General features: G+C 64.1%; 16 protein-coding genes. 12 read left to right on the forward strand and 4 right to left on the reverse strand.

Annotated features, from left to right (window positions below):
- Positions 1-22 precede the first annotated feature (22 nt).
- From IEX85_RS01990 to IEX85_RS02000, 3 genes are all read right to left on the reverse strand, one after another.
- A complete protein-coding gene (locus IEX85_RS01990; protein WP_188857730.1) occupies positions 23-1,495 on the reverse strand; it encodes a NarK family nitrate/nitrite MFS transporter in 1,473 nt (490 codons plus the stop codon).
- 448 nt (positions 1,496-1,943) lie between these two features.
- On the reverse strand, positions 1,944-2,594 hold the full coding sequence (narL, locus tag IEX85_RS01995) for a two-component system response regulator NarL (RefSeq protein WP_188857732.1): 651 nt from the start codon (positions 2,592-2,594) through the stop codon (positions 1,944-1,946).
- Positions 2,591-4,450, reverse strand: a complete 1,860-nt coding sequence (locus IEX85_RS02000; RefSeq protein WP_188857733.1) for a type IV pili methyl-accepting chemotaxis transducer N-terminal domain-containing protein — start codon at positions 4,448-4,450, stop codon at positions 2,591-2,593. Before IEX85_RS02000 ends, narL begins: the two co-directional genes overlap by 4 nt.
- A 253-nt stretch (positions 4,451-4,703) precedes the next feature.
- Here IEX85_RS02000 and IEX85_RS02005 point away from each other — a divergent pair, with 253 nt between their 5' ends.
- The 12 genes from IEX85_RS02005 (at position 4,704) to IEX85_RS02060 (ending at position 20,135) form a co-directional block, all read left to right on the forward strand.
- Entirely contained in the window at positions 4,704-6,071 is a 1,368-nt protein-coding gene (locus tag IEX85_RS02005) for a nitrate/nitrite transporter (RefSeq protein ID WP_229721751.1), read from the forward strand.
- 76 nt (positions 6,072-6,147) lie between these two features.
- Complete coding sequence (locus tag IEX85_RS02010) at positions 6,148-7,551, forward strand: NarK family nitrate/nitrite MFS transporter (RefSeq protein WP_188857735.1); 1,404 nt, start codon at positions 6,148-6,150, stop codon at positions 7,549-7,551.
- Positions 7,552-8,161: 610 nt separating this feature from the next.
- Positions 8,162-11,911 (forward strand): nitrate reductase subunit alpha, encoded by a 3,750-nt coding sequence (locus IEX85_RS02015; protein ID WP_188857737.1) that lies wholly within the window; start codon positions 8,162-8,164, stop codon positions 11,909-11,911.
- Positions 11,908-13,470, forward strand: a complete 1,563-nt coding sequence (gene narH, locus IEX85_RS02020) for a nitrate reductase subunit beta (protein ID WP_188857739.1) — start codon at positions 11,908-11,910, stop codon at positions 13,468-13,470. The genes IEX85_RS02015 and narH overlap by 4 nt, the downstream gene beginning before the upstream one ends.
- A gap of 134 nt (positions 13,471-13,604) precedes the next feature.
- A complete protein-coding gene (narJ, locus tag IEX85_RS02025) occupies positions 13,605-14,333 on the forward strand; it encodes a nitrate reductase molybdenum cofactor assembly chaperone (RefSeq protein ID WP_188857741.1) in 729 nt (242 codons plus the stop codon).
- Between the two features lie 15 nt (positions 14,334-14,348).
- On the forward strand, positions 14,349-15,023 hold the full coding sequence (narI, locus tag IEX85_RS02030; protein ID WP_188857742.1) for a respiratory nitrate reductase subunit gamma: 675 nt from the start codon (positions 14,349-14,351) through the stop codon (positions 15,021-15,023).
- A 127-nt stretch (positions 15,024-15,150) separates the two neighbouring features.
- Complete coding sequence (locus IEX85_RS02035) at positions 15,151-15,972, forward strand: peptidylprolyl isomerase (RefSeq protein WP_188857744.1); 822 nt, start codon at positions 15,151-15,153, stop codon at positions 15,970-15,972.
- 21 nt (positions 15,973-15,993) lie between these two features.
- Positions 15,994-16,995: a GTP 3',8-cyclase MoaA gene (gene moaA / locus IEX85_RS02040; protein ID WP_188857746.1), complete on the forward strand. Its 1,002-nt coding sequence runs from the start codon at positions 15,994-15,996 to the stop codon at positions 16,993-16,995.
- A gap of 259 nt (positions 16,996-17,254) precedes the next feature.
- Positions 17,255-17,944, forward strand: coding sequence for a Crp/Fnr family transcriptional regulator (locus tag IEX85_RS02045; protein WP_188857747.1), 690 nt, complete (start codon positions 17,255-17,257; stop codon positions 17,942-17,944).
- Entirely contained in the window at positions 17,944-18,318 is a 375-nt protein-coding gene (locus IEX85_RS02050; protein ID WP_188857749.1) for a putative zinc-binding protein, read from the forward strand. The genes IEX85_RS02045 and IEX85_RS02050 overlap by 1 nt, the downstream gene beginning before the upstream one ends.
- A 30-nt stretch (positions 18,319-18,348) precedes the next feature.
- Positions 18,349-18,897 (forward strand): molybdenum cofactor biosynthesis protein B, encoded by a 549-nt coding sequence (gene moaB, locus IEX85_RS02055; protein WP_188857750.1) that lies wholly within the window; start codon positions 18,349-18,351, stop codon positions 18,895-18,897.
- Positions 18,894-20,135 (forward strand): molybdopterin molybdotransferase MoeA, encoded by a 1,242-nt coding sequence (locus IEX85_RS02060; protein ID WP_188857752.1) that lies wholly within the window; start codon positions 18,894-18,896, stop codon positions 20,133-20,135. The genes moaB and IEX85_RS02060 overlap by 4 nt, the downstream gene beginning before the upstream one ends.
- Positions 20,136-20,249: 114 nt before the next feature.
- On the opposite strand, the gene IEX85_RS02065 is transcribed toward IEX85_RS02060, so the two are convergent.
- Positions 20,250-20,978: a copper resistance protein B gene (locus IEX85_RS02065; protein ID WP_188857754.1), complete on the reverse strand. Its 729-nt coding sequence runs from the start codon at positions 20,976-20,978 to the stop codon at positions 20,250-20,252.

The following is a 20,978-nucleotide window of genomic DNA, read 5'->3' on the forward strand; positions in this document are numbered from 1 at the left end:
CACGCGTAACCCGTAACGTTCATTACTCGACATCGATCAGCTGCACGGTGCCGTCCGGCAGCACTTCCGCCATCTGGCCGCTGGGCTCGTCCATCAACTGCACGAACAGGAAGGCGACGGCGGCGGACGCGGCGATCAGCAGGAAGAAGGTAGAGTAGTCGACGAACGACAGTATGGTCAGGTAGCAGACCCCGCCGACGTTGCCGTAGGCGCCGGCCATGCCGGCAATCTGGCCGGTCATGCGGCGCTGGATCAGCGGCACCACCGCGAACACCGCGCCTTCCCCCGCCTGTACGAAGAACGAACACATCATGGTCGAGGCGACCGCGAGCGGAATCCACCAGCTGCCGTCGATCTGGCTCAGTACGAAATAGCCGACGGCCAGGCCCGCGATCAGGATCGACAGGGCGTTGCGGCGTCCGAAGCGGTCGCTGAAGTGGCCGCCGGTCGGACGCGCCACCAGGTTCATGAAGGCGAAGCCGGACGCCAGCAGGCCGGCGGTCACCGGGGACAGCCCCTCGAAGGTGTCGAGAAAGAACAGCGGCAGCATCGATACCACCGCCAGCTCCGAGCCGAAGGTGACGAAGTAGGCGACGTCCAGCACCGCGACCTGCTTGAACCTGTAGCGCTGGATGGCCGGTACGCCGTGCTTGAGGTTGTCTTCGTTGACATGGTAGATGGTCCGCACCTGGACCAGGAACAGCAGCACCAGCACCAGGTAGATGGCGTTGTTGCCGAGGCTGTCCAGCAGACCGAGGTTGTCCGGGCCGAGTTTCCAGTTCAGTACCGCGAGCGCGCCGTACATCGGCAGATTCATCAGGATGTAGAAGATGAAGTCGCCCTTGCTGGTGACCTCGAGGCCGCCGTGTTTCTTGGGCTTGAAGTAAGTGGATCCCTTCGGCGTGTTGCGGGCGATCTTGCGATAGACCAGGCCATAGCCGATGGCCAGTACGCCGGTCATCCCGAGCGCGTAACGCCATCCGTCCTCGCCGCCGAAGAAGACCGCCAGGGTCGGCAGGGTCATCGCGGCCGCGGCCGAACCGAAGTTGCCCCAGCCGCCGTAGATCCCTTCCGCGACGCCGACCTGTCTGGCCGGAAACCACTCGCCTACCATGCGGATGCCAATCACGAAGCCCGCGCCGATAAAGCCGCTGAGAAAACGCAGCAGCGCCAGCTGCTCGTAGGTCTGGGCGGAGGCGAAGACCAGGCATATCGCGCCGCCGAGCATCAGCAGCAGGCTGTAGACGGCCCTGGGACCATACTTGTCGACCAGGGTGCCGATCACGATGCGCGAGGGAATCGTCAGCGCCACGTTGAGGATGAGCAGCGCCTTGACCTGATCGGTGCTGAGGTCGAATGCCTCCTTGATAAACACCATCAGCGGCGCATGGCTGAACCAGACCATAAAGGTCAGGAAAAAGGCGAACCAGGTGATATGAAGCGTTTTGATTTTTGGGTCGCCGAAGTTGAGCAACCGCAGGCCATCGTCTGACATGAACGTTCTCCCTGAGAAACGACACTAAACTGGCGTCAACGGTACTCAGAGAGGGCGCCTGCGCCTTTGATGCAAATCAACATAAACCGGAGGGACTTTGCCCGGCGGCCCTGTTTGTACCACCAAAGTGGTATAGCGAGAATTAATGCTTAACAGGCTGAAAAGTAGAGGTTTTTCTTCCTCGTCTGATTGGCGGGAGAGGGAGTAATCAGGTTAGCGGGAGCAATGGGGGTAGGATGGGTGGAGCCGCCATCATGGTGCGCTTTCCGGTTGGCACTGACGCGGACGGCGGCGCAATCCATCATATCGATCGCCGTACAGATCGATTGGCCGCGGTAAGCACGGAAAATGGTGTTGGGTTGCGCGGCTGAAAACCCGCGCGGAGGGCTGATGCTGCGTCATTTCACGCCGCTACACCCAACCTACAGTCGCTGTATCGCCCGCGCCGTTAAAGCTTCTGCTGTGTGACCCAGACGGCGACTTCGACCCGCGAGCGCAGGTGCAACTTCTTCAGCAGATGCTTGATATGCACCTTGACGGTGCCCTCGGCGATATTGAGCTTGCGTGCGATCAGCTTGTTGGAGAGGCCATTGGCGATCAGCTTGATGATCTGTCGTTCCCGCGCGGTAAGACTGGCGAGATCGGCGGCTTCGCTGTTGCGTCCGGATTGCAGCGCCTGGGCCAGCACGGCGGTCAGGCGGTCGCTGATCACCATCCGGCCGCTGGCGGCCTGGTTCAGCTTGTTCAGCAGATCCTCGGGCTCGATATCCTTGATCAGGTACCCGTCGGCGCCCTTTTTCAGCGCCGCGACCACGTCCTCCTCGTAGTCCGAGACGGTGAATACCAGAATCCGCGAGGTCACGCCCGCGTCGCGCAGCAGTTCCAGGGTATCGAGGCCACTGATTTCGGGCATGTTGAGGTCCAGTAGGATCAGGTCCGGCTCGAGCTCGGTGGCGAGCGCCACGCCCTGGTGTCCGTCGCTGGCTTCGCCGATGACCCTGAGATTCTCGTCCAGCTCGATCAGCTGCTTGACGCCGGTTCGCAGCAGCGGGTGATCGTCTATCAGCAGGATGCTGGCGGGATTATGTGGCTCGCTCACTGGTGATTCACCTCGTTGCGGTTGTTGCCTGATTTGATCTGGTGGGGACTGAAGGTCAGCTGCACCCGCACGCCGCCGGACTCGCGGTTGCCGATCGTCAGCTCGCCGCCGAGGATGTTGCTGCGGTCGCGCATGATGATCAGTCCGTGGTGCTGACTGCTATCGTAGCCGGCCGGCAGGCCGACGCCGTTATCCTCGATGACGGCTTCGATACGGTTCTGCCGGGCCCTGACGCAGACCGAGACCTGCGAGGCCTGGGCGTGCTTGACGACATTGGCGAGCGCTTCGCGCACCAGCTGCAGCAGGTGGATCTCCTCGTTGGGATTCAGCTGCAGGTGGCCTGTGTCGTAGTGCAGTTCGACCGGCTGTTCGAGGCGTGCGCTGAACTCCTCGACGGTATTCAGCAGCGCCGCTTCCAGACTGGGCTGATCGAGCTTGAGCCGGAAGGTGGTGAGCAGTTCGCGCAGCTGGCGGTAGGCATTGTTGAGACCGTTGCGCAGTTCCTCCACCACCTCGTCGATGCGCTCGGCATCGGCGCCCTTGCGTTGCAGCAGCTGCAGCCGTCCGACCTGCATTTTCAGGTAGGACAGCGACTGCGCCAGGGAGTCGTGCAGCTCGCGGGCGATGACATTGCGTTCCTCGACCAGCGACAGTTTCTGTTCCTGCTCGGCCTTGAGCTCCAGCGACAGCGCCGAGGCCAGGTTCTCGACGATGGTTTCGAGCAGGGCGATGGAGGAGGCGTCAGGCGCACGGTCCGGACGGTATTCGGCGCTGAGGTCGCCGAAGTAGACGCCCTGCTTGCGGATCGGGATGCTCAGGGATTCCCGTGGGCGGTCGTCCAGCGCCGGCACCAGGCAGCTGTCGCAGCTGCTGTCCTGGCAGTCCGGCGGGCGGCGGGTCGCCTGGGTGGTGAGGTGGCGGTAGCGGCGCTGACTCAGCGGTTCGTGCAGCGTCACCGAAATCGGGCTGAAGGGGCTCAGCGACTCGAGCTGCTTGAGGACCGGCATCATGCTGTGACAGATATCGTCGCTGTGATTGAAACGCCGCGTGGTCTCATACAGCAGCTGCAGCTGCTGGTTGGTCTGACGCAGCTGCGAGGTCTTGCGCTCGACCCGTTGTTCGAGATCCGCGTAGATGCGCGACAGCTCATCGGCCATCTGATTGAGGGTGCCGCCGAGGACCCCCAGCTCGTCCTGGCTCTGGAACGAAACCCGGGTGCCGAAGTCGCCGCGGCTGGTGCGGCGCGCCATCTGCACCAGCTGGTGCAGAGGGTTCACCAGGCTGAACTTGATATCGAAGATCGCGATACCGATGACCACCAGGGTAAAAAACAGGCTGATCGCCTGCACCAGGCTCAAAAGCCGTATCTTGGATTCGGTACTGCCCTCGACCAGCTGGACCAGGCGGTCGATCTGCAGCACGAAAGCGTCGGTGGGCAGTTCGGGGGCCCGGTCGGCAAAGCTGGCTGGATCCGCCAGCACCCGTTCCAGCCGCGGGCGCAGCTGCTGCTGCCAGGTCTCGAGCACCTGCCCGAATTGCCTGCGGCGGTCGCTGCGCGGATCCTCGGGCACCACCTGGCTCAGCACCGGACTGCGCAGGCGTTCCTCGAACAGCGCCAGATCCTGCTCCAGCCTGGTCCGCCTCGCGGCGTCCGGCTGGGCGAGGTATTGCTGGGTGTCGGCCTGCAACCGGTACGACAGCATGCGCAGCGATCCCGCGAGGTTGATGCCGGCGGCGTTGCCCTGGGTGGATTCGGCGACCAGCACCGAGCCGATCATGCTGACCAGCGCCATGAGACTGATCGCGAACATGGCGGCACCGAAACGGGCAATGATGGAGTTCTTCAGAATTCGCACGGTCAGGGGCTTCCGGCAGTCGGGATACTCACAAAGAGCTGTTGCGGCAGGGCGTTCGGCGGCCCGGCGACGGTCAGCTCTCGAAATTATCCGCTAAAACATCGGTTTACAAGCGGCGAACGGGGTACCTCGAAGGTGGTATAGGTAAAATTCTGCGATTTTTCAGATAGTTAGCAATTGATCCCGATCAACAAATGCGGCCGTGCTTTTGCCTAGTCTGACGCTGAATCCCTGCGATCAGCGAGACCGGAGCATGGTATCCAGAGCCCCCCAACAACAGACCGCCGCCATCCTGATGGCGACTCTGGCCTTCATGGTCTGTTTCGCGGCCTGGACGCTGATTTCGGTGGTGGGCCTGGAAGTGAAGGCGGAGCTGGCGCTGACCGAAACCCAGTTCGGCCTGCTGGTCGCGACGCCGGTACTGACAGGAGCGCTGATACGGCTGCCGCTGGGCGTGCTGGTCGAGCGTTTCGGCGGTCGCAGCCTGCTGCTGACGCTGATGCTGCTGCTGAGCCTGCCGCTTTACGGGCTGTCACTCGCCAGCACCTTCACGCAGTTTTTGCTGCTGGGGCTCGGCGTCGGCGTTGCCGGCGGGGCCTTTACCCTGGGTATTCATTTTGCCTCGGCCTGGAGTGACCGCGCCCACCAGGGACTGTCGATGGGCCTCGTCGGTGCCGGTAACCTGGGGGCTGCGCTGACCAACCTGGTGGCGCCACTGATCATCCTGGCCTACGGCTGGCGGCTTGCGCCGGTCATCTATGCCGCGGTGCTGGTGCTGCTGTCGCTGCTGTTCTGGGTGCTGACACGCGAGGATCCCGACCAGCCCCGGCGCCGGGCCAGCCGCGGGCGCCCGCTGCTGGGGCAGCAACTGGCGCCGCTCGCCGACGCCCGGGTCTGGCGTTTCGGACTCTACTACTTTTTCGTTTTCGGCGGTTTCGTGGCCTTGACGCTCTGGCTGCCGGACTACTACCACGGCCACTACGGCCTCGATGTCGGCAGCGCCTCCTTCCTGACCCTGCTGTTCACCATTCCCGGCGCCCTGATGCGCATCGTCGGCGGCTGGTGCGCTGACCGTTTCGGTGCCCGCCAGGTGAACTGGGCGGTGTTCTGGGTTTGCCTGGTGTGCCTGTTCTTTCTCTCTTACCCGCCGACCAGCATGACCATTCATGGCATCAACCGGGACGTCACCCTGCAGCTGGACATGCCGCTCTGGCTGTTCACCGCTTTGATTTCAGTGGTCGCGGTGGCGATGGGGTTCGGCAAGGCAGGGGTGTTCCGGAGGATCTACGACTACTACCCGGAACGCGTCGGCGTGGTCGGCGGCACCGTCGGCGCTATCGGTGCGCTGGGTGGGTTCGTACTGCCGGTGCTGTTCGGTATCGCGGCGGACCTGCTCGGCGTGCGCAGCTCCTGTTTCATGCTGCTCTACGGCCTGCTGGCACTGTGCATGATCGCAATGTACCTCGGCATCGCCCATGACAATCGCCAGCGACGGCTGCAGGAGGCCATCGCGAACAATTTTCTCAGGGAGGACGCCGCGCCCGCTGCCAGGCTGCAGCGCGCCACCATGGCGGCCTCTTCAACCGAACTACGCCACCCCGAAAGGGGGGCGGAGCAGTAACGACGGCAGCCGGCCTGCGCCGGTCTGCCCAGTTCATGCCCAGCGACGGGATCTTCGTATCCCCAAGGAGTCAACAATGACAACCACCACCCTGCAGCCCGCCCAGGTCGGGCATGTGTTGCACGACTGGCGTCCGGAGGACGAAAGCTTCTGGCAGGAGCGGGGCCGCCGCATCGCCAATCGCAATCTCTGGATATCGATTCCCTGCCTGCTGCTGGCCTTCGCGGTCTGGATGGTCTGGAGCACTGTCGTGGTCAAGATGGAGGCGATCGGTTTCAACTTCAGCGTGCAGGAGAAGTTCTGGCTGGTGGCGCTGCCCGGTCTTTCGGGCGCGACGCTGCGTATCTTCTATTCGTTCCTGGTGCCGATCTTCGGCGGCCGCCTCTGGACCGCACTCAGTACCGGTTCGCTGCTGTTTCCGGCGATCTGGATAGGGTTTGCGGTGCAGAACCCCGATACCCCCTATCTGTCCTTCGTGCTGATCGCGCTGCTGTGCGGATTCGGCGGCGGCAACTTCGCTTCCAGCATGGCCAACATTTCCTTCTTCTTTCCCAAGTCGAAGCAGGGGCTGGCGCTGGGGCTGAACGCCGGTCTCGGTAACCTCGGCGTTTCGGTGATGCAGTTCACGGTGCCGCTGGTGATCACCGGTGCGGTGTTCGGCGCCTTCGGCGGTGACGGCCAGACCCTCGGCGACGGCACCCGCATCTGGTTGCAGAACGCCGGCCTGATCTGGGCGCCGTTCATCCTGATCTTCACTCTGGCGGCCTGGTTCGGCATGAACGATATCGCCAGCGCCAACGCCTCCTTCCGCGAGCAGGCGGTGATCTTCAAGCGCAAGCACAACTGGCTGATGACCTGGCTCTACATCGCCACCTTCGGCTCCTTCATCGGCTACGCCGCCGGATTCCCGATGCTGATGAAAACCCAGTTCCCCGACGTCGACGTGCTCAAGTATGCCTGGCTCGGGCCTTTCGTCGGCGCCATCGCCCGTCCGATCGGCGGCTGGGTCGCCGACAAGCTCGGCGGCGCCCGCGTGACCCTGTGGAACTTCGTCATCATGATCGGCGCCGTTGTCGGCGTACTGACGTTCCTGCCGAGCGGCGGCGAGGGTGGCAGTTTCACCGGCTTCTTCGCGATGTTCATGCTGCTGTTCGTCACCACCGGCGTTGGCAACGGTTCGACCTTCCGCATGATTCCGGTGATCTTCCGCACCGAACGCGAGCGGGAGGCCAGGGGCAAGGGGGGAGAGGCGCAGGCGAAAGCGATCAAGGACGCCGGCAAGGAATCCGCCGCGGTACTGGGCTTCAGCTCTGCCATCGCCGCCTATGGCGCCTTCTTCATCCCCAAATCCTACGGAACCTCCATCAGCCTGACCGGGGGGCCGGAAGCGGCGCTCTACGTCTTTATCGGCTACTACGTCAGCTGCATCCTGGTGACCTGGTTCTGGTACTCGCGCAAGGGCGCCGAAGTGCCCTGCTGATTCCAGCGGCTGTCAGGATTGACTGCAACGGGGGCCTTCGGGCCCCTTTTTGTTTGGTTCATCGCGCCTTCGCGGGAAAAACGTAAATCGTGGGCGCCGGTTTGGCATTCTGCCTGTAGCCGGCTCATTGATGGGTTGCGCCGCGTCAGTCTCGCTGAAAGCGTTGAACACTGTGCCGATGCGGCTCCACCCATCCTACTTTTCTGAATGAAGTAAAGCGCGCCGATACATTTGGTGCGGTGCGCTTCGCTTACCGGCACCCTACGCCTCACGCCTCACGCCTCACGCCTCACGCTATACGCCGCCCCGAGTACTACCCATAAAGACTCAGGGTTCCGGCACCACAGGGCAAGTCATTAAACGTGTTCGTTAAAAACATATATAAAACAATGAATTAATGTCGTATCGCAGAGGTACCACCAAGGTGGTAGTGATCCCTTTCGGCCCGCCGGGGCAGCCGGCGACCGTTGACCTGGGTCAATCTGGCCAGGCCCGGGCTCCCCTAGAGTGACTCCATCGAACGGGGTTCGGCCCCCGCCGGATTCACTTGAACCCGGAGCCGTCATCAAGAGGGCTCCGTCCTGACCTGAAGGTTCCAGGAGAGATAACCATGAGCCATCTGCTTGATCGACTGAGATTCCTGCGCAAGAAGCAGGGGACCTTTGCCGGGGGACACGGCGAGACCCGCCGCGAGAGCCGCGACTGGGAGGACGGCTATCGCCAGCGCTGGCAGCACGACAAGGTCGTGCGTTCGACCCACGGCGTCAACTGCACCGGCTCCTGCAGCTGGAAGATCTACGTCAAGAACGGCCTGATTACCTGGGAAACCCAGCAGACCGACTACCCGCGTACCCGCCCGGATCTGCCCAACCACGAGCCCCGCGGCTGCCCGCGCGGCGCCAGCTATTCCTGGTACATCTACAGCGCCAACCGGCTGAAGTACCCGACGGTGCGCAAGCGCCTGCTCAAGCTCTGGCGCGAGGCCCGCGCGACCCTCGAGCCTGTCGAGGCGTGGGCGTCGATCGTCGAGAACCCGGAAAAGGCCAAAGCTTACAAGTCCGTGCGCGGCCAGGGCGGCTTCGTGCGCTCGAGCTGGGACGAGGTCAACGAGATCATCGCCGCCAGCAACACCTACACCATCAAGCAGTACGGCCCGGACCGTGTGGTCGGTTTCTCGCCGATCCCGGCGATGTCGATGGTCTCCTACGCCGCCGGTGCCCGCTACCTGTCGCTGATCGGCGGTGCCTGCCTGAGCTTCTACGACTGGTACTGCGACCTGCCGCCGGCCTCGCCGATGACCTGGGGCGAGCAGACCGACGTGCCGGAAGCGGCGGACTGGTACAACGCCAACTACATCATCGCCTGGGGCTCCAACGTGCCCCAGACCCGCACCCCGGACGCGCATTTCTTCACCGAGGTGCGCTACAAGGGCACCAAGACCGTCGCCGTAACCCCGGATTACGCCGAGGTCGCCAAGCTCTGCGACCAGTGGATGAACCCCAAGCAGGGCACCGACGCGGCGCTGGCGATGGCAATGGGTCACGTGGTGCTGAAGGAATTCCACGTCGACAATCCGAGCGAGTACTTCACCGACTACTGCCGCCGCTACAGCGACATGCCCTTCCTGGTGCAGCTCGATCGGCGCGACGACGGCCAGTACGCCGCCGGCCGCTTCCTCCGCGCCTCCGACTTCGACGCCAACCTCGGTCAGGACAACAATCCGGAGTGGAAAACCGTCGCCTTCGACGAGGCTTCCGGTCGCTTCGTGGTGCCGAACGGTTCCATCGGCTTCCGCTGGGGAGAGAAGGGCAAGTGGAACATCGAGGCGAAAGAGGGCGGCGAGGGGCAGGAAACTCAGCTCAAGCTCAGCCTGCTCGACGACCACGACGAAGTGGTCCCGGTCGGTTTCCCCTATTTCGGCGGTGTCGAGAACGAATACTTCCAGGACAACAAGATCGCCGACGTGGTGCATCACAACCTGCCGGCCAAGCGCATCAGGCTCGCCGACGGCAGCGAAAGCCTGGTGGTCACCGTCTACGACCTGATGCTGGCCAACTACGGTATCGACCGGGGCCTCGGCGGTGACTACGTCGCCAGCAGCTACGACGACAACGCCCCCTACACCCCGGCCTGGCAGGAGCGCATCACCGGCGTCGACCGCAAGGTGGTCGAGCGCATCGCCCGCGAGTTCGCCGACACCGCCAACAAGACCCGCGGTCGCTCGATGATCATCGTCGGAGCCGGCATGAACCACTGGTACCACATGGACTCGAACTACCGCGGGCTGATCAACCTGCTGGTGCTGTGCGGTTGCGTCGGCCAGACCGGTGGCGGCTGGGCGCACTACGTCGGTCAGGAGAAGCTGCGTCCGCAGTGCGGCTGGCTGCCGCTGGCGTTCGCCCTCGACTGGCAGCGTCCGCCGCGTCACATGAACGGTACGTCCTTCTTCTACAACCACTCCAGCCAGTGGCGTTACGAGAAGCTGGAGGCCCAGGAGATTCTTTCGCCGCTGGCGGACAAGTCCAAGTGGACCGGCAGCCTGATCGACTACAACGTCCGTGCCGAGCGCATGGGCTGGCTGCCGTCCTGCCCGCAGCTGGGCAGCAACCCGCTGGAAGTGGTGCGCAAGGCCGAGCAGGCCGGCCGCAACCCGGCCGAGTACGTGGTCGAACAGCTGAAGAACGGCACGCTGCGCTTCGCCGCCGAGGACCCGGACAACCCGCAGAACTTCCCGCGCAACATGTTCGTCTGGCGCTCGAACCTGCTCGGCTCCTCCGGCAAGGGTCACGAGTACATGCTCAAGTACCTGCTGGGCACCAACCACAGCGTGCTGGGCGAGGACCTGGGCGCGACCGGCGGCAAGAAGCCGGAAGAGGTCGTCTGGCACGACAAGGCGCCGGAGGGCAAGGTCGATCTGCTGGTGACCCTGGATTTTCGCATGTCCACCACCTGCCTCTATTCCGACATCGTGCTGCCGACCGCGACCTGGTACGAAAAGGACGACCTCAACACCTCCGACATGCACCCCTTCATCCACCCGCTGTCGGCGGCCACGGACCCGGCCTGGGAAGCGCGTTCCGACTGGGACATCTACAAGGGCATCGCGAAGAAGTTCTCCGAGGTCTGTGTCGGTCATCTCGGCGTCGAGAAGGACCTGGTTACGCTGCCGCTGCAGCACGATACCCCGGCCGAACTGGCACAGCCGTTCGGCGTCCAGGACTGGAAAAAGGGCGAGTGCGAACCGGTGCCGGGCAAGACCATGCCGAGCCTTGCGGTGGTCGAGCGCGACTACCCCAACACCTATGCCCGCTTCACCTCGGTCGGCCCGTTGCTGGAGTCGGCCGGCAACGGCGGCAAGGGCATCAGCTGGGATACCAAGACGGAAGTCGAGCTGCTGAAGAAACTGAACTGGACCCATGTCGATGAGGGCGAGAGCAAGGGCCGCGCCCGCATCGAGACCGCCATCGACGCCGCCGAGATGATCCTGGCGCTGGCGCCGGAGACCAACGGCCAGGTGGCGGTCAAGGCCTGGGAGGCACTGGGCGAAGCGACCGGTCTCGACCATACCCATCTGGCCGAACCGAAGGAGGAGGAGAAGATCCGTTTCCGCGACGTCCAGGCGCAGCCGCGCAAGATCATCTCGTCGCCGACCTGGTCGGGCCTCGAGGACGAGCACGTTTCCTACAACGCCGGCTACACCAACGTCCACGAGCTGATCCCCTGGCGCACCCTGACCGGACGTCAGCAGTTCTACCAGGATCACCAGTGGATGCGCGATCTGGGCGAGAGCCTGCTGGTCTATCGGCCGCCGATCAATACCAAGTCGGTGCATCCGATCATGAACCGGAAATCCAACGGCAACCCGGAGATCGCGCTGAACTGGATCACGCCGCACCAGAAGTGGGGCATTCACTCCACCTACAGCGACAACCTGCTGATGCTGACGCTGTCGCGCGGCGGCCCGATCATCTGGATGTCGGAGGGCGACGCCGAAAAGATCGGTGTCGAGGACAACGACTGGGTCGAGATTTTCAACACCAACGGCACCATCGCGGCGCGTGCGGTGGTCTCGCAGCGCGTCAACGAGGGCATGACGATGATGTACCACGCCCAGGAGCGCATCGTGAACGTACCGGGCGCCGAGACCTCGGGCACCCGGGGCGGCATCCACAACTCGGTGACCCGCGTCTGTCCGAAGCCGACCCATATGATCGGCGGCTATGCACAGCAGTCCTACGGGTTCAACTACTACGGCACCGTCGGCTCGAACCGCGACGAGTTCGTGGTGGTGCGCAAGATGAAGAATATCGACTGGCTCGACGGTGAAGGCCACGACTATGTACAGGAGGCCGTGAAATGAAAATCCGTTCGCAAGTAGGCATGGTGCTGAACCTGGACAAGTGCATCGGCTGTCACACCTGTTCGGTCACCTGCAAGAACGTCTGGACCTCCCGCGAGGGGATGGAGTACGCCTGGTTCAACAACGTCGAGACCAAGCCCGGCATCGGCTACCCCAAGGAGTGGGAAAACCAGGACAAGTGGAAGGGCGGCTGGGTACGCAAGGCCAACGGCGACATCGAGCCGCGTATCGGCAACAAGTGGCGGGTGCTGGCGAACATCTTCGCCAACCCCGACCTGCCGGAGATCGACGACTACTACGAGCCGTTCGACTTCGACTACCAGCACCTGCACAACGCCCCCGAGGGCAAGCACCAGCCGGTCGCCCGTCCGCGTTCGCTGCTCACGGGCGATCGCATGAAGAAGATCGAATGGGGCCCGAACTGGGAGGAGATCCTCGGCACCGAGTTCAGGAAACGCTCGAAGGACAAGAACTTCGACAATGTGCAGAAGGAGATCTACGGCCAGTTCGAGAACACCTTCATGATGTACCTGCCGCGGTTGTGCGAGCACTGCCTCAATCCGGCCTGCGTCGCCAGCTGCCCGTCCGGCGCCATCTACAAGCGCGAGGAAGACGGCATCGTGCTGATCGACCAGGACCAGTGCCGCGGCTGGCGCATGTGCGTCTCGGGCTGCCCGTACAAGAAGATCTACTACAACTGGAAAACCGGCAAGTCCGAGAAGTGCATCTTCTGCTACCCGCGCATCGAGTCGGGGATGCCGACCGTTTGCTCCGAAACCTGCGTCGGCCGCATCCGCTACCTCGGCGTGATGCTCTATGACGCCGACCGCATCCAGGAGGTGGCGGCGAGCGGTTCCGAGCAGGACCTGTACGAGAAGCAGCTGGAGATCTTCCTCGATCCGCACGACCCGGCGATCATCGCCCAGGCACGCAAGGACGGCGTCGCCGACAGCGTGATCAAGGCCGCGCAGCAGTCGCCGGTCTACAAGCTGGCGATGGACTGGAAGCTGGCGCTGCCGCTGCACCCGGAATACCGCACCCTGCCGATGGTCTGGTACGTGCCCCCGCTGAGCCCGATCCAGTCCGCCGCCGACGCCGGCCAGATCGGCATGAACGGCGCCATTCCGGATGTCGACAGCCTGCGCATCCCGGTCAAGTACCTCGCCAACCTGCTGACCGCGGGCGACGAGAAGCCGGTGGTGCTGGCGCTCAAGCGGCTGCTGGCGATGCGTGCCTACAAGCGCGACGAGCAGGTCGAGGGCAAGCGCAACCTGGAGGTGCTGCACGACGTCGGCCTGACCGAAGGGCAGGTGCAGGAGATGTACCGGTACCTCGCGATCGCCAACTACGAGGACCGCTTCGTGATTCCGACCAGTCACCGGGAACTGGCCAAAGAAGCCTTTCCGGAGCGCAACGGCTGCGGCTTCAGCTTCGGCAACGGCTGCGCCGGCGGCGAAAGCGAGTTCAACCTGTTCGGCGCCAAGAAGCAGAACGTCACCATGGTGCAGAAGATCAGCGGGGTCAAGCAGGTGGATCCCAAGGAGCTGGAAGATGCCTAAGGTCCGAAACGATGCTGAATGCTGTTGGGTTGCGCTTCGCTCCACCCAACCTACGGTTCGTGCCAACGTAGGTTGGGTGCAGGCCCGCAGGGCCGAAACCCAACATCCGCGCCCGGGAATGCTGGAGGTAAAAAATGCGTAGCCTCAAGGTTATATCACTGCTGCTGGACTACCCGAGCGCCGAGCTGTTCGAGGCGCGCCGCGAGCTGGTGGCGGAGTTGCGGGCCGACAAGGCCCTTGAGCCCGATCATCGCGAGGCGCTGATCGAGTTCGCCGAGCAGCTCTGCACGGGAGATCTGATGGATGCCCAGGAGAACTACGTCGGCCTGTTCGACCGCGGCCGTTCGCTGTCCTTGCTGCTGTTCGAACACGTGCACGGCGAGTCCCGCGATCGCGGCCAGGCGATGGTCGACCTGATGTCGGTGTACGAGAAGAACGGCTTCGTCCTCGATGCCCGCGAGCTGCCGGACTACCTGCCGCTGTTCCTCGAGTACCTGTCGAAGCGGCCGCACGCCGAAGCGGTACAGTGGCTCGGCGAGGTGTGCCATATCCTGAGTCTGCTGGACGCGCGCCTGACCGAGCGCGACAGCGACTACGCGGTGCTGTTCGAGGCCTTGCTCGGCATCGCCGGGGTCAGCGTCGAGCGGCAGGCGCTGCGCGAGCAGGTCGCGAGCGAAGCGCGCGACGACACGCCGGAAGCGCTCGATAAGGTCTGGGAAGAGGAGATGGTGCGCTTTACCGAGGGCAGCGCCCAGGACTGCGGCGACAACGCCGTGCTTAAGCGCCGGGCCGAGATCGATAGGGTGCGTCCGCTGCATATCCAGTCGATGTCACAGAGTCCGGCGGCCTCGGGCGCCAACTGAGTCGGGAGAGATAACATGTCATACATCAACGATCTGCTGTTCGGGGTCTACCCCTACATCGCCGGCGCGACCTTCCTGATCGCCAGCTGGATCCGCTACGACCGGGAGCAGTTCACCTGGCGCGCAAGTTCCAGCCAGATGCTGAGTTCGAAGGGCTTTCGCCGCGCCAGCGTACTGTTCCACGTCGGAGTGCTGTTCATCTTCTTCGGCCATCTGGTTGGGTTGCTGACGCCGCACTGGGTCTACGAGCCCTTCATCTCCAGCGGCAACAAGCAGCTGCTGGCCATCCTTAGCGGCGGCGCCGCCGGCATCGCCTGCTGGGTGGGAGCCTTTCTGCTGCTCAGACGCCGCCTCGGCGATGCGCGGGTGCGGGCCACCAGTACCAAAGCCGATATCTTTATCCTGGTGCTGCTGTTCGTCCAGGTGACCCTGGGCCTGCTGACCATCCCGTTCTCGCTGGGCCACCTCGACGGCAGCGTGATGCTCAAGCTCGCCGCCTGGGCCCAGAGCCTGGCGACCCTGCAGAGCGGTGCCGCCGCCCATATCGCCGATGTCAGCCTGATCTACAAGCTGCACATCCTGGTTGGTCTGACGATGTTCATCGTCTTCCCGTTCACCCGCATGGTGCATATCTGGAGCGTGCCGGTGAAATACTTCGGCCGCAGCTACCAGGTGGTCAGAACCCGGTAAGGACCTGAGGTAGAGGGCATACCCTGTGGGAGCGGCGCCCCCGCCGCGAAATGGTGTGGCAACGAGGCTATTCGCGGCGAGGCGCCGCTCCCACGATCGCCGACACAGTTTACGGAAGGAGAACAACATGCAACTGATCGATACCCGCAGCCTGCCGGCCGAGGCGCCGGAGTTCGACGAGGTGTACGTCAATGGCACGCCTGTCAGCGAAGAGAGCATCGCGCAGGAGATGCAGTACCACCCGGCCGACAGCGCCGAGGCCGCGCGCCGGGAGGCGGTGCAGGCGCTGGTGGTGCGTCAGTTGCTGCTGAACCGGGCCGACGAACTCGGCATCGAGGCTCAGCCGCATGACGGCGAAGCCGTCGAAGAAGCGCGCATTCGTCAATTGCTGCACGAAGAAGTCGACCTGCCGCAGGCCGGCGGTGACGACTGCCGGCGCTACTTCGATGCCAACCCGCAGAAGTTCCGCACCCCGGACTACATCGCCGCCAGCCATATTCTGCTCGGCGCCGATCCCAACGATCCGGAGCAGCGGGCGCAGCGCAAGGCTGAGGCGGAAGCGCTGATCGAGCAGCTGCAGCAGGCGCCCGAGCGCTTCGCCGAGCTGGCAAGGGCCCATTCCGACTGTCCGTCGAAGGAGCTTGGCGGCGAACTCGGCCAGCTCGACAAGGGGCAGACGGTGCCGGAATTCGAACGCCAGGTACTGAGTCTCGCCGAGGGCCTGTGCGCCACTCCGGTCGAGAGCCGCTACGGCTTCCACCTGGTACGCATCGACAAGCGGGTACCGGGACAGCCGCTGGACTACGACATGGTCGAGGACCGAATCAAGGCCTATCTGCGCGAGCAGGTTTACCGCCGCGGCATCAATCAGTACATCTCGCTGCTGGCGGGCCAGGCCGATATCCGGGGTCACGAAATGCAGGCCGCCGATTCACTGCTGCTGCAGTAAGGGCATCTCCAGGAGCATTCGATGCACAGTCACGACGCACAACTCATCGACGGCTTCGGCCGGCGTATCGACTATGTCCGGCTGTCGGTCACCGACCGCTGCGATTTCCGTTGCGTCTATTGCATGGCCGAGGACATGACATTTCTGCCGCGCGCCCGGGTGCTTACGCTGGAGGAGATGGCGCTGGTCGGGCGGGCGTTCAGCGAGCTGGGAGTCAGGCGCATCCGCCTGACCGGCGGCGAGCCGCTGGTGCGGCGCGATATCCTGGAACTGGTGCAAAGTCTCGGCCGTCTCGAGGGCCTCGACGAGCTGACCATGACCACCAACGGCTCGCAGCTTCGCCGTTTCGCCGGGCCGCTGCGGGACGCGGGCCTGAACAGGCTGAATATCAGCCTGGACTCCCTGGATCCGGTGCGCTTCGCCAGTCTGACCCGGCGCGACCGCCTGGCCCAGGTACTCGAGGGTATCGATGCCGCCATTGCGGCCGGCTTCGAGCGTATCAAGCTCAATGCCGTCATCCTGAACGGGCGCAACGACGACGAGATACTGCCTTTGGTCGAGTACGCCAGGAGCAAGGCCATCGATATCAGCTTTATCGAGGAAATGCCGCTGGGCGCGATCTCCGAGCACGACCGCAGCGCCACCTTCTGCTCCAGCGACGAGGTGCTCGCGCGCATCAACGAACGCCACGCGCTGGCGCCGAGCACCGAGACCACCGGCGGTCCCTCGCGCTACTACCGCATGGCCGACAGTGCCATCCGTATCGGCCTGATATCACCCCACAGCCACAATTTCTGCGCCAGCTGCAATCGCGTCCGGGTCACGGCCGAGGGACGCCTGCTGCTGTGCCTGGGAAATGAAAACTCGGTCGACCTGCGCGCCCTGCTGCGGCGCCATCCCGGCGATCTGACGCGGCTCAAGTCCGCCATCGTCGAGGCAATAGGCCGCAAGCCGAAGCATCACTGGTTCGACGATCCCGACCAGCCCCAGGTGCTGCGTTTTATGAACATGACAGGGGGGTGAGATCGGAACGGGATGGTGCGTTTCGCACCGCCTTTATCGGCACGTTTCGCTACGCTCAAGGTGCCCTACGCGATATCGGACTTTGTAGGGTGCCCTGAGCGCAGCGAACGGCACCGTCTTCGTGGCATGTTTCGTCGGTAAATGCTCCTGCAATACCGATCTTCCCGCCATCCATGGCGGTTGCTTCGCTCAAGGTGCCCGACGCGCACCGTACCGCTAGACATCGAATGAAACATTGAAAAAACGCCCAGGAGTTCCGATGAAAAGAGGCGATATAACGACTGCACTGCAACAGGCCCGGAAACAGATGCTTTTCGATGCACTCGACGAAACCGAATTCGAGCGGGCGACGACCCACTGCCGTTTGCTCGAGCTCGACAGCGGCGAGCGGATTTTCACCCAGGGCGACCGGGCCGAGCGCTTCTTTCTGGTCCTGTCCGGGACCGTCAAACTGTTTCGCCTTGCCTTCGACGGCCAGGAAAAGATCGTGCACCTGATGCGCGAAGGCGACAGCCTGGCCGAAGCCGTCATGTTCATGGACGGCAGCCGCTATCCGGTCAACGCCGAGGCGCTGGACGCGGCCCGAGTGCTGTCGTTCAGCAGTGCGGCCTACCGTGAATGCCTCGAAGCCTCGACCCGCGCCTGTTTCGGCGTCATGGCGTCGATGGCGCGCCGGCTGCATCTGCGGCTCGACGAGATCGAGACTCTGACGCTGCAGAGCGCCCGCCATCGCCTGGTACGGTACCTGTCGCAGCTGCTGGAGGAGGAGGACGGCAACAGCGGCCGCATCGTTCTGCCGGTGGCCAAGCGGCTGATCGCGGCCCGGCTGGCGATGCAACCCGAAACCTTCTCGCGCATCATGCACGATCTCAAGGACGAGGGCATCCTCGAAGGCGGCGGCAGCGAGCTGCGAGTGCTCGACGTCGGTGCCCTGAAGGAGGTGATCTGATGACGCGCCGCCGAGAGCTGCCGCTGCTCTATGCCTGTTCGGGGTGTTCGAATGTCGCCCAGCTGGCCAACGACGTCGCGGTAGACCTCGACCATCGCGGGGTGGTCGAGATGTCCTGCATCGCCGGGGTCGGCGCCGGAGTGCCGGCGCTGGTGAAATCGGCGCGATCCGGTCGCCCGATCATCGGCATCGACGGCTGCCAGCTGCACTGCGTCGCCCGCTGTCTGGAGCAGCAGGGCCTGGTGCCCGACCGGCACCTGAAACTCTATGAATTCGGCTATCGCAAACGAAACGGCTGCAAGGCCGATGCCCGCCAGTTCGACGAGACGGTCACCGAGGTGATCCGCCTGGTCGGTGAGCTGGCCGAAGCATGAATGGGCAACAGCAGTCTTGAGGAAACCACTATGGGACATGTACACGACAAGGTACCTTTCCGCGCGCTCGACATCGCCGTGCTGACGGTGTCAGACACCCGCTCGCTGGAAACCGACAGCTCCGGCGATACGCTGCAGCTTCGGCTGCAGGAGGCCGGACACCGGCTCGCCGACCGCGCCCTGGTACCCGACGATATCTATCAATTGCGCGCCCGGGTTTCGCACTGGATCGCCGACCCCGGCGTGCAGGTGGTGCTGGTCACGGGCGGTACCGGCTTCACCGCCCGGGACAACACGCCCGAGGCGCTGGCACCTCTGTTCGACAAGGCGATCGAGGGCTACGGCGAGCTGTTCCGGGCCATTTCGTACCAGGAAATCGGCACTTCGACAATGCAGTCGCGGGCCATCGCCGGAGTCGCCAACCGCACCGTCATCTTCTGCATGCCGGGCTCCCCAAGGGCCTGTGCCACCGCCTGGGATCGCTGCATCGTCGAGCAACTCGACGCACGCCACCGCCCCTGCAATTTTGTCGAAATGGTATTACCGAAGGCGGAAACCGCCTGTGGGAGCCGGTCATGAGCGGCTGCGGCTGTGATGCCGTCGGCGAGGCGCTGATACCGTTTTCGCAGGCGCTGGAGGCGCTGCTGGATGCCGCCGAGCCGGTCACCGGCAGCGAATGGCAGGCGCTTGACCGCGCTGCAGGCCGGGTGCTGGCGGAGGATGTCATGTCGCCGATCGCAGTGCCACCGGCCGACAACAGCGCCATGGACGGATACGCGCTGGCGCTGGCTGATCTGGGCGATGACCTCCGCCTGCCGCTCGGCCAGCGTATCGCTGCCGGCCAGGCGCCGGAACGGCTGCTCCCGGGCACCGCGGCGCGGATCTTCACCGGCGCGCCGATCCCGTACGGCGCGAACTGCGTGGTGATGCAGGAAGAGGTGCGCAGCGACGGCGAGACCATACAAGTGCTCCAGCGCCCGCAGCCCGGCGACCACATTCGCCGTGCTGGCCAGGATATCGAGCCCGGCCAGCGGCTGCTCGCCGCGGGCACGCGGCTCGGCGCCGCCGAACTCGGCGTGCTGGCGTCGGTCGGCATGCTCGGCGTCAAGGTACGCCGGCGGCTAAGGGTAGCGGTGCTCAATACCGGCGACGAACTGGTGATGCCGGGACGGCCCTGTGCCCCCGGACAGATCTACAACTCCAACCATTTCACGCTGCTGGGGCTGTTGCAGGGCCTCGATATCGAGGTCTGGAGTCCCGGTATCGTCGTTGACAGTCCGGAGGCCACCCGCGCCGCACTGAAAGACGCCGCCGGCTGGGGCGACCTGGTGCTCAGCAGCGGCGGTGTTTCTGTCGGCGACGAGGACCACGTCAAGGGCGCCGTCGAGTCGCTGGGCGAGCTGAGTCTGTGGCGCGTCGCCATCAAGCCCGGCAAGCCGCTGGCATTCGGGCGCGTCGGCACAACGCCCTTTATCGGACTGCCGGGCAACCCCGGCGCCGTGCTGGTGACTTTCCTGATGCTGGCGCGCCCCTACCTGCTGCGGATGCAGGGCAGGACCTCCGGGCTGCTGCCGCGTCGCTATCCGGTACTGGCCGGCTTCAGCCGGGACAGGCCTATCGGACGTGAAGAATACCTGCGGGTGCGACTCGACGAAAGGGAGGGCATTCTGCTGGCGGAGCCGGTTCACAATCAGAGTTCCGGCGTGCTCAGCTCGGCGCTCGCGGCCGAAGGATTGCTGGTCGTGCCGCCGCGAACGCGCGTGGAGAGGGGGATGAAGCTCGACTACATCCCCTTCGCGGAACTGGGGCTGCGGTAGGGCCCCATCAGCGCCGCGGCCGAAGCCGTGTTCAGTCTCCGTCGGCGTAGCGGATCCAAAATGCGCAACGGCGTTGGACACAAGTGAGGGTACTGCAGGCCTGTCGCCGCGACATCAGAACCAGGCGCTGACGCCGAGCACCCAGGCAGTGCTTTCGGTATCCTCACCCTCGTCGCGGGCGAAGTCGGCGGTATCACCGAACTTCTTCTCCCAGTTCACGCCGACATAGGGGGCGAACTTGCGATGCAGCTCGTAGCGCAGGCGCAGCCCCAGTTCAGCTGTACTCAAGCCCGATCCGACGCCGATTTCCTCGTCGTCGCTGAAGGCGACGTTGAGTTCCGCGGCTGGCTGGAGCACCAGACGCTGGGTCAGCAGCAGGTCGTATTCGGCCTCGAGCGAGGCCGAGGCGTCGCCTTCGTCGCTCAGGTACAGATTGGCGTCGACTTCGAACCAGTAGGGCGCGAGCCCCTGCAGACCGGCGACCGCATAGGTGCGGGACGGTTCGGGCCGGTCGTCATAGCGAATGCCGAACTGGGCATCGAAGAACTCCGACACCAGGCGCTGGTACAGCAGCTGGTATTCGGCGCTCTCGGTCGGCCCGCCCTCGGGGCGTTCGCCATCGATCTTCAATGCCATGCCCTGGTAATCGGTGCGGACATTGAGCTGGGCTTCCCAGACCCTCAGGTCCTCGCCATCATCCCGCCGGTTTTCGAGGCGATCCAGCACGAATTTGGTCCGCACCGCATCGTCCTGCATGTCGGCCGCGACCGGCATCGACGCCGTGAGACCGAGCATGGCAAGGAGCAGCCCCTGGCGGGCGCTTGTGTAGATTGATCTGCTCAT

Source organism: Marinobacterium nitratireducens (genome assembly GCF_014645375.1).
Classification (GTDB): domain Bacteria; phylum Pseudomonadota; class Gammaproteobacteria; order Pseudomonadales; family Balneatricaceae; genus Marinobacterium_A; species Marinobacterium_A nitratireducens.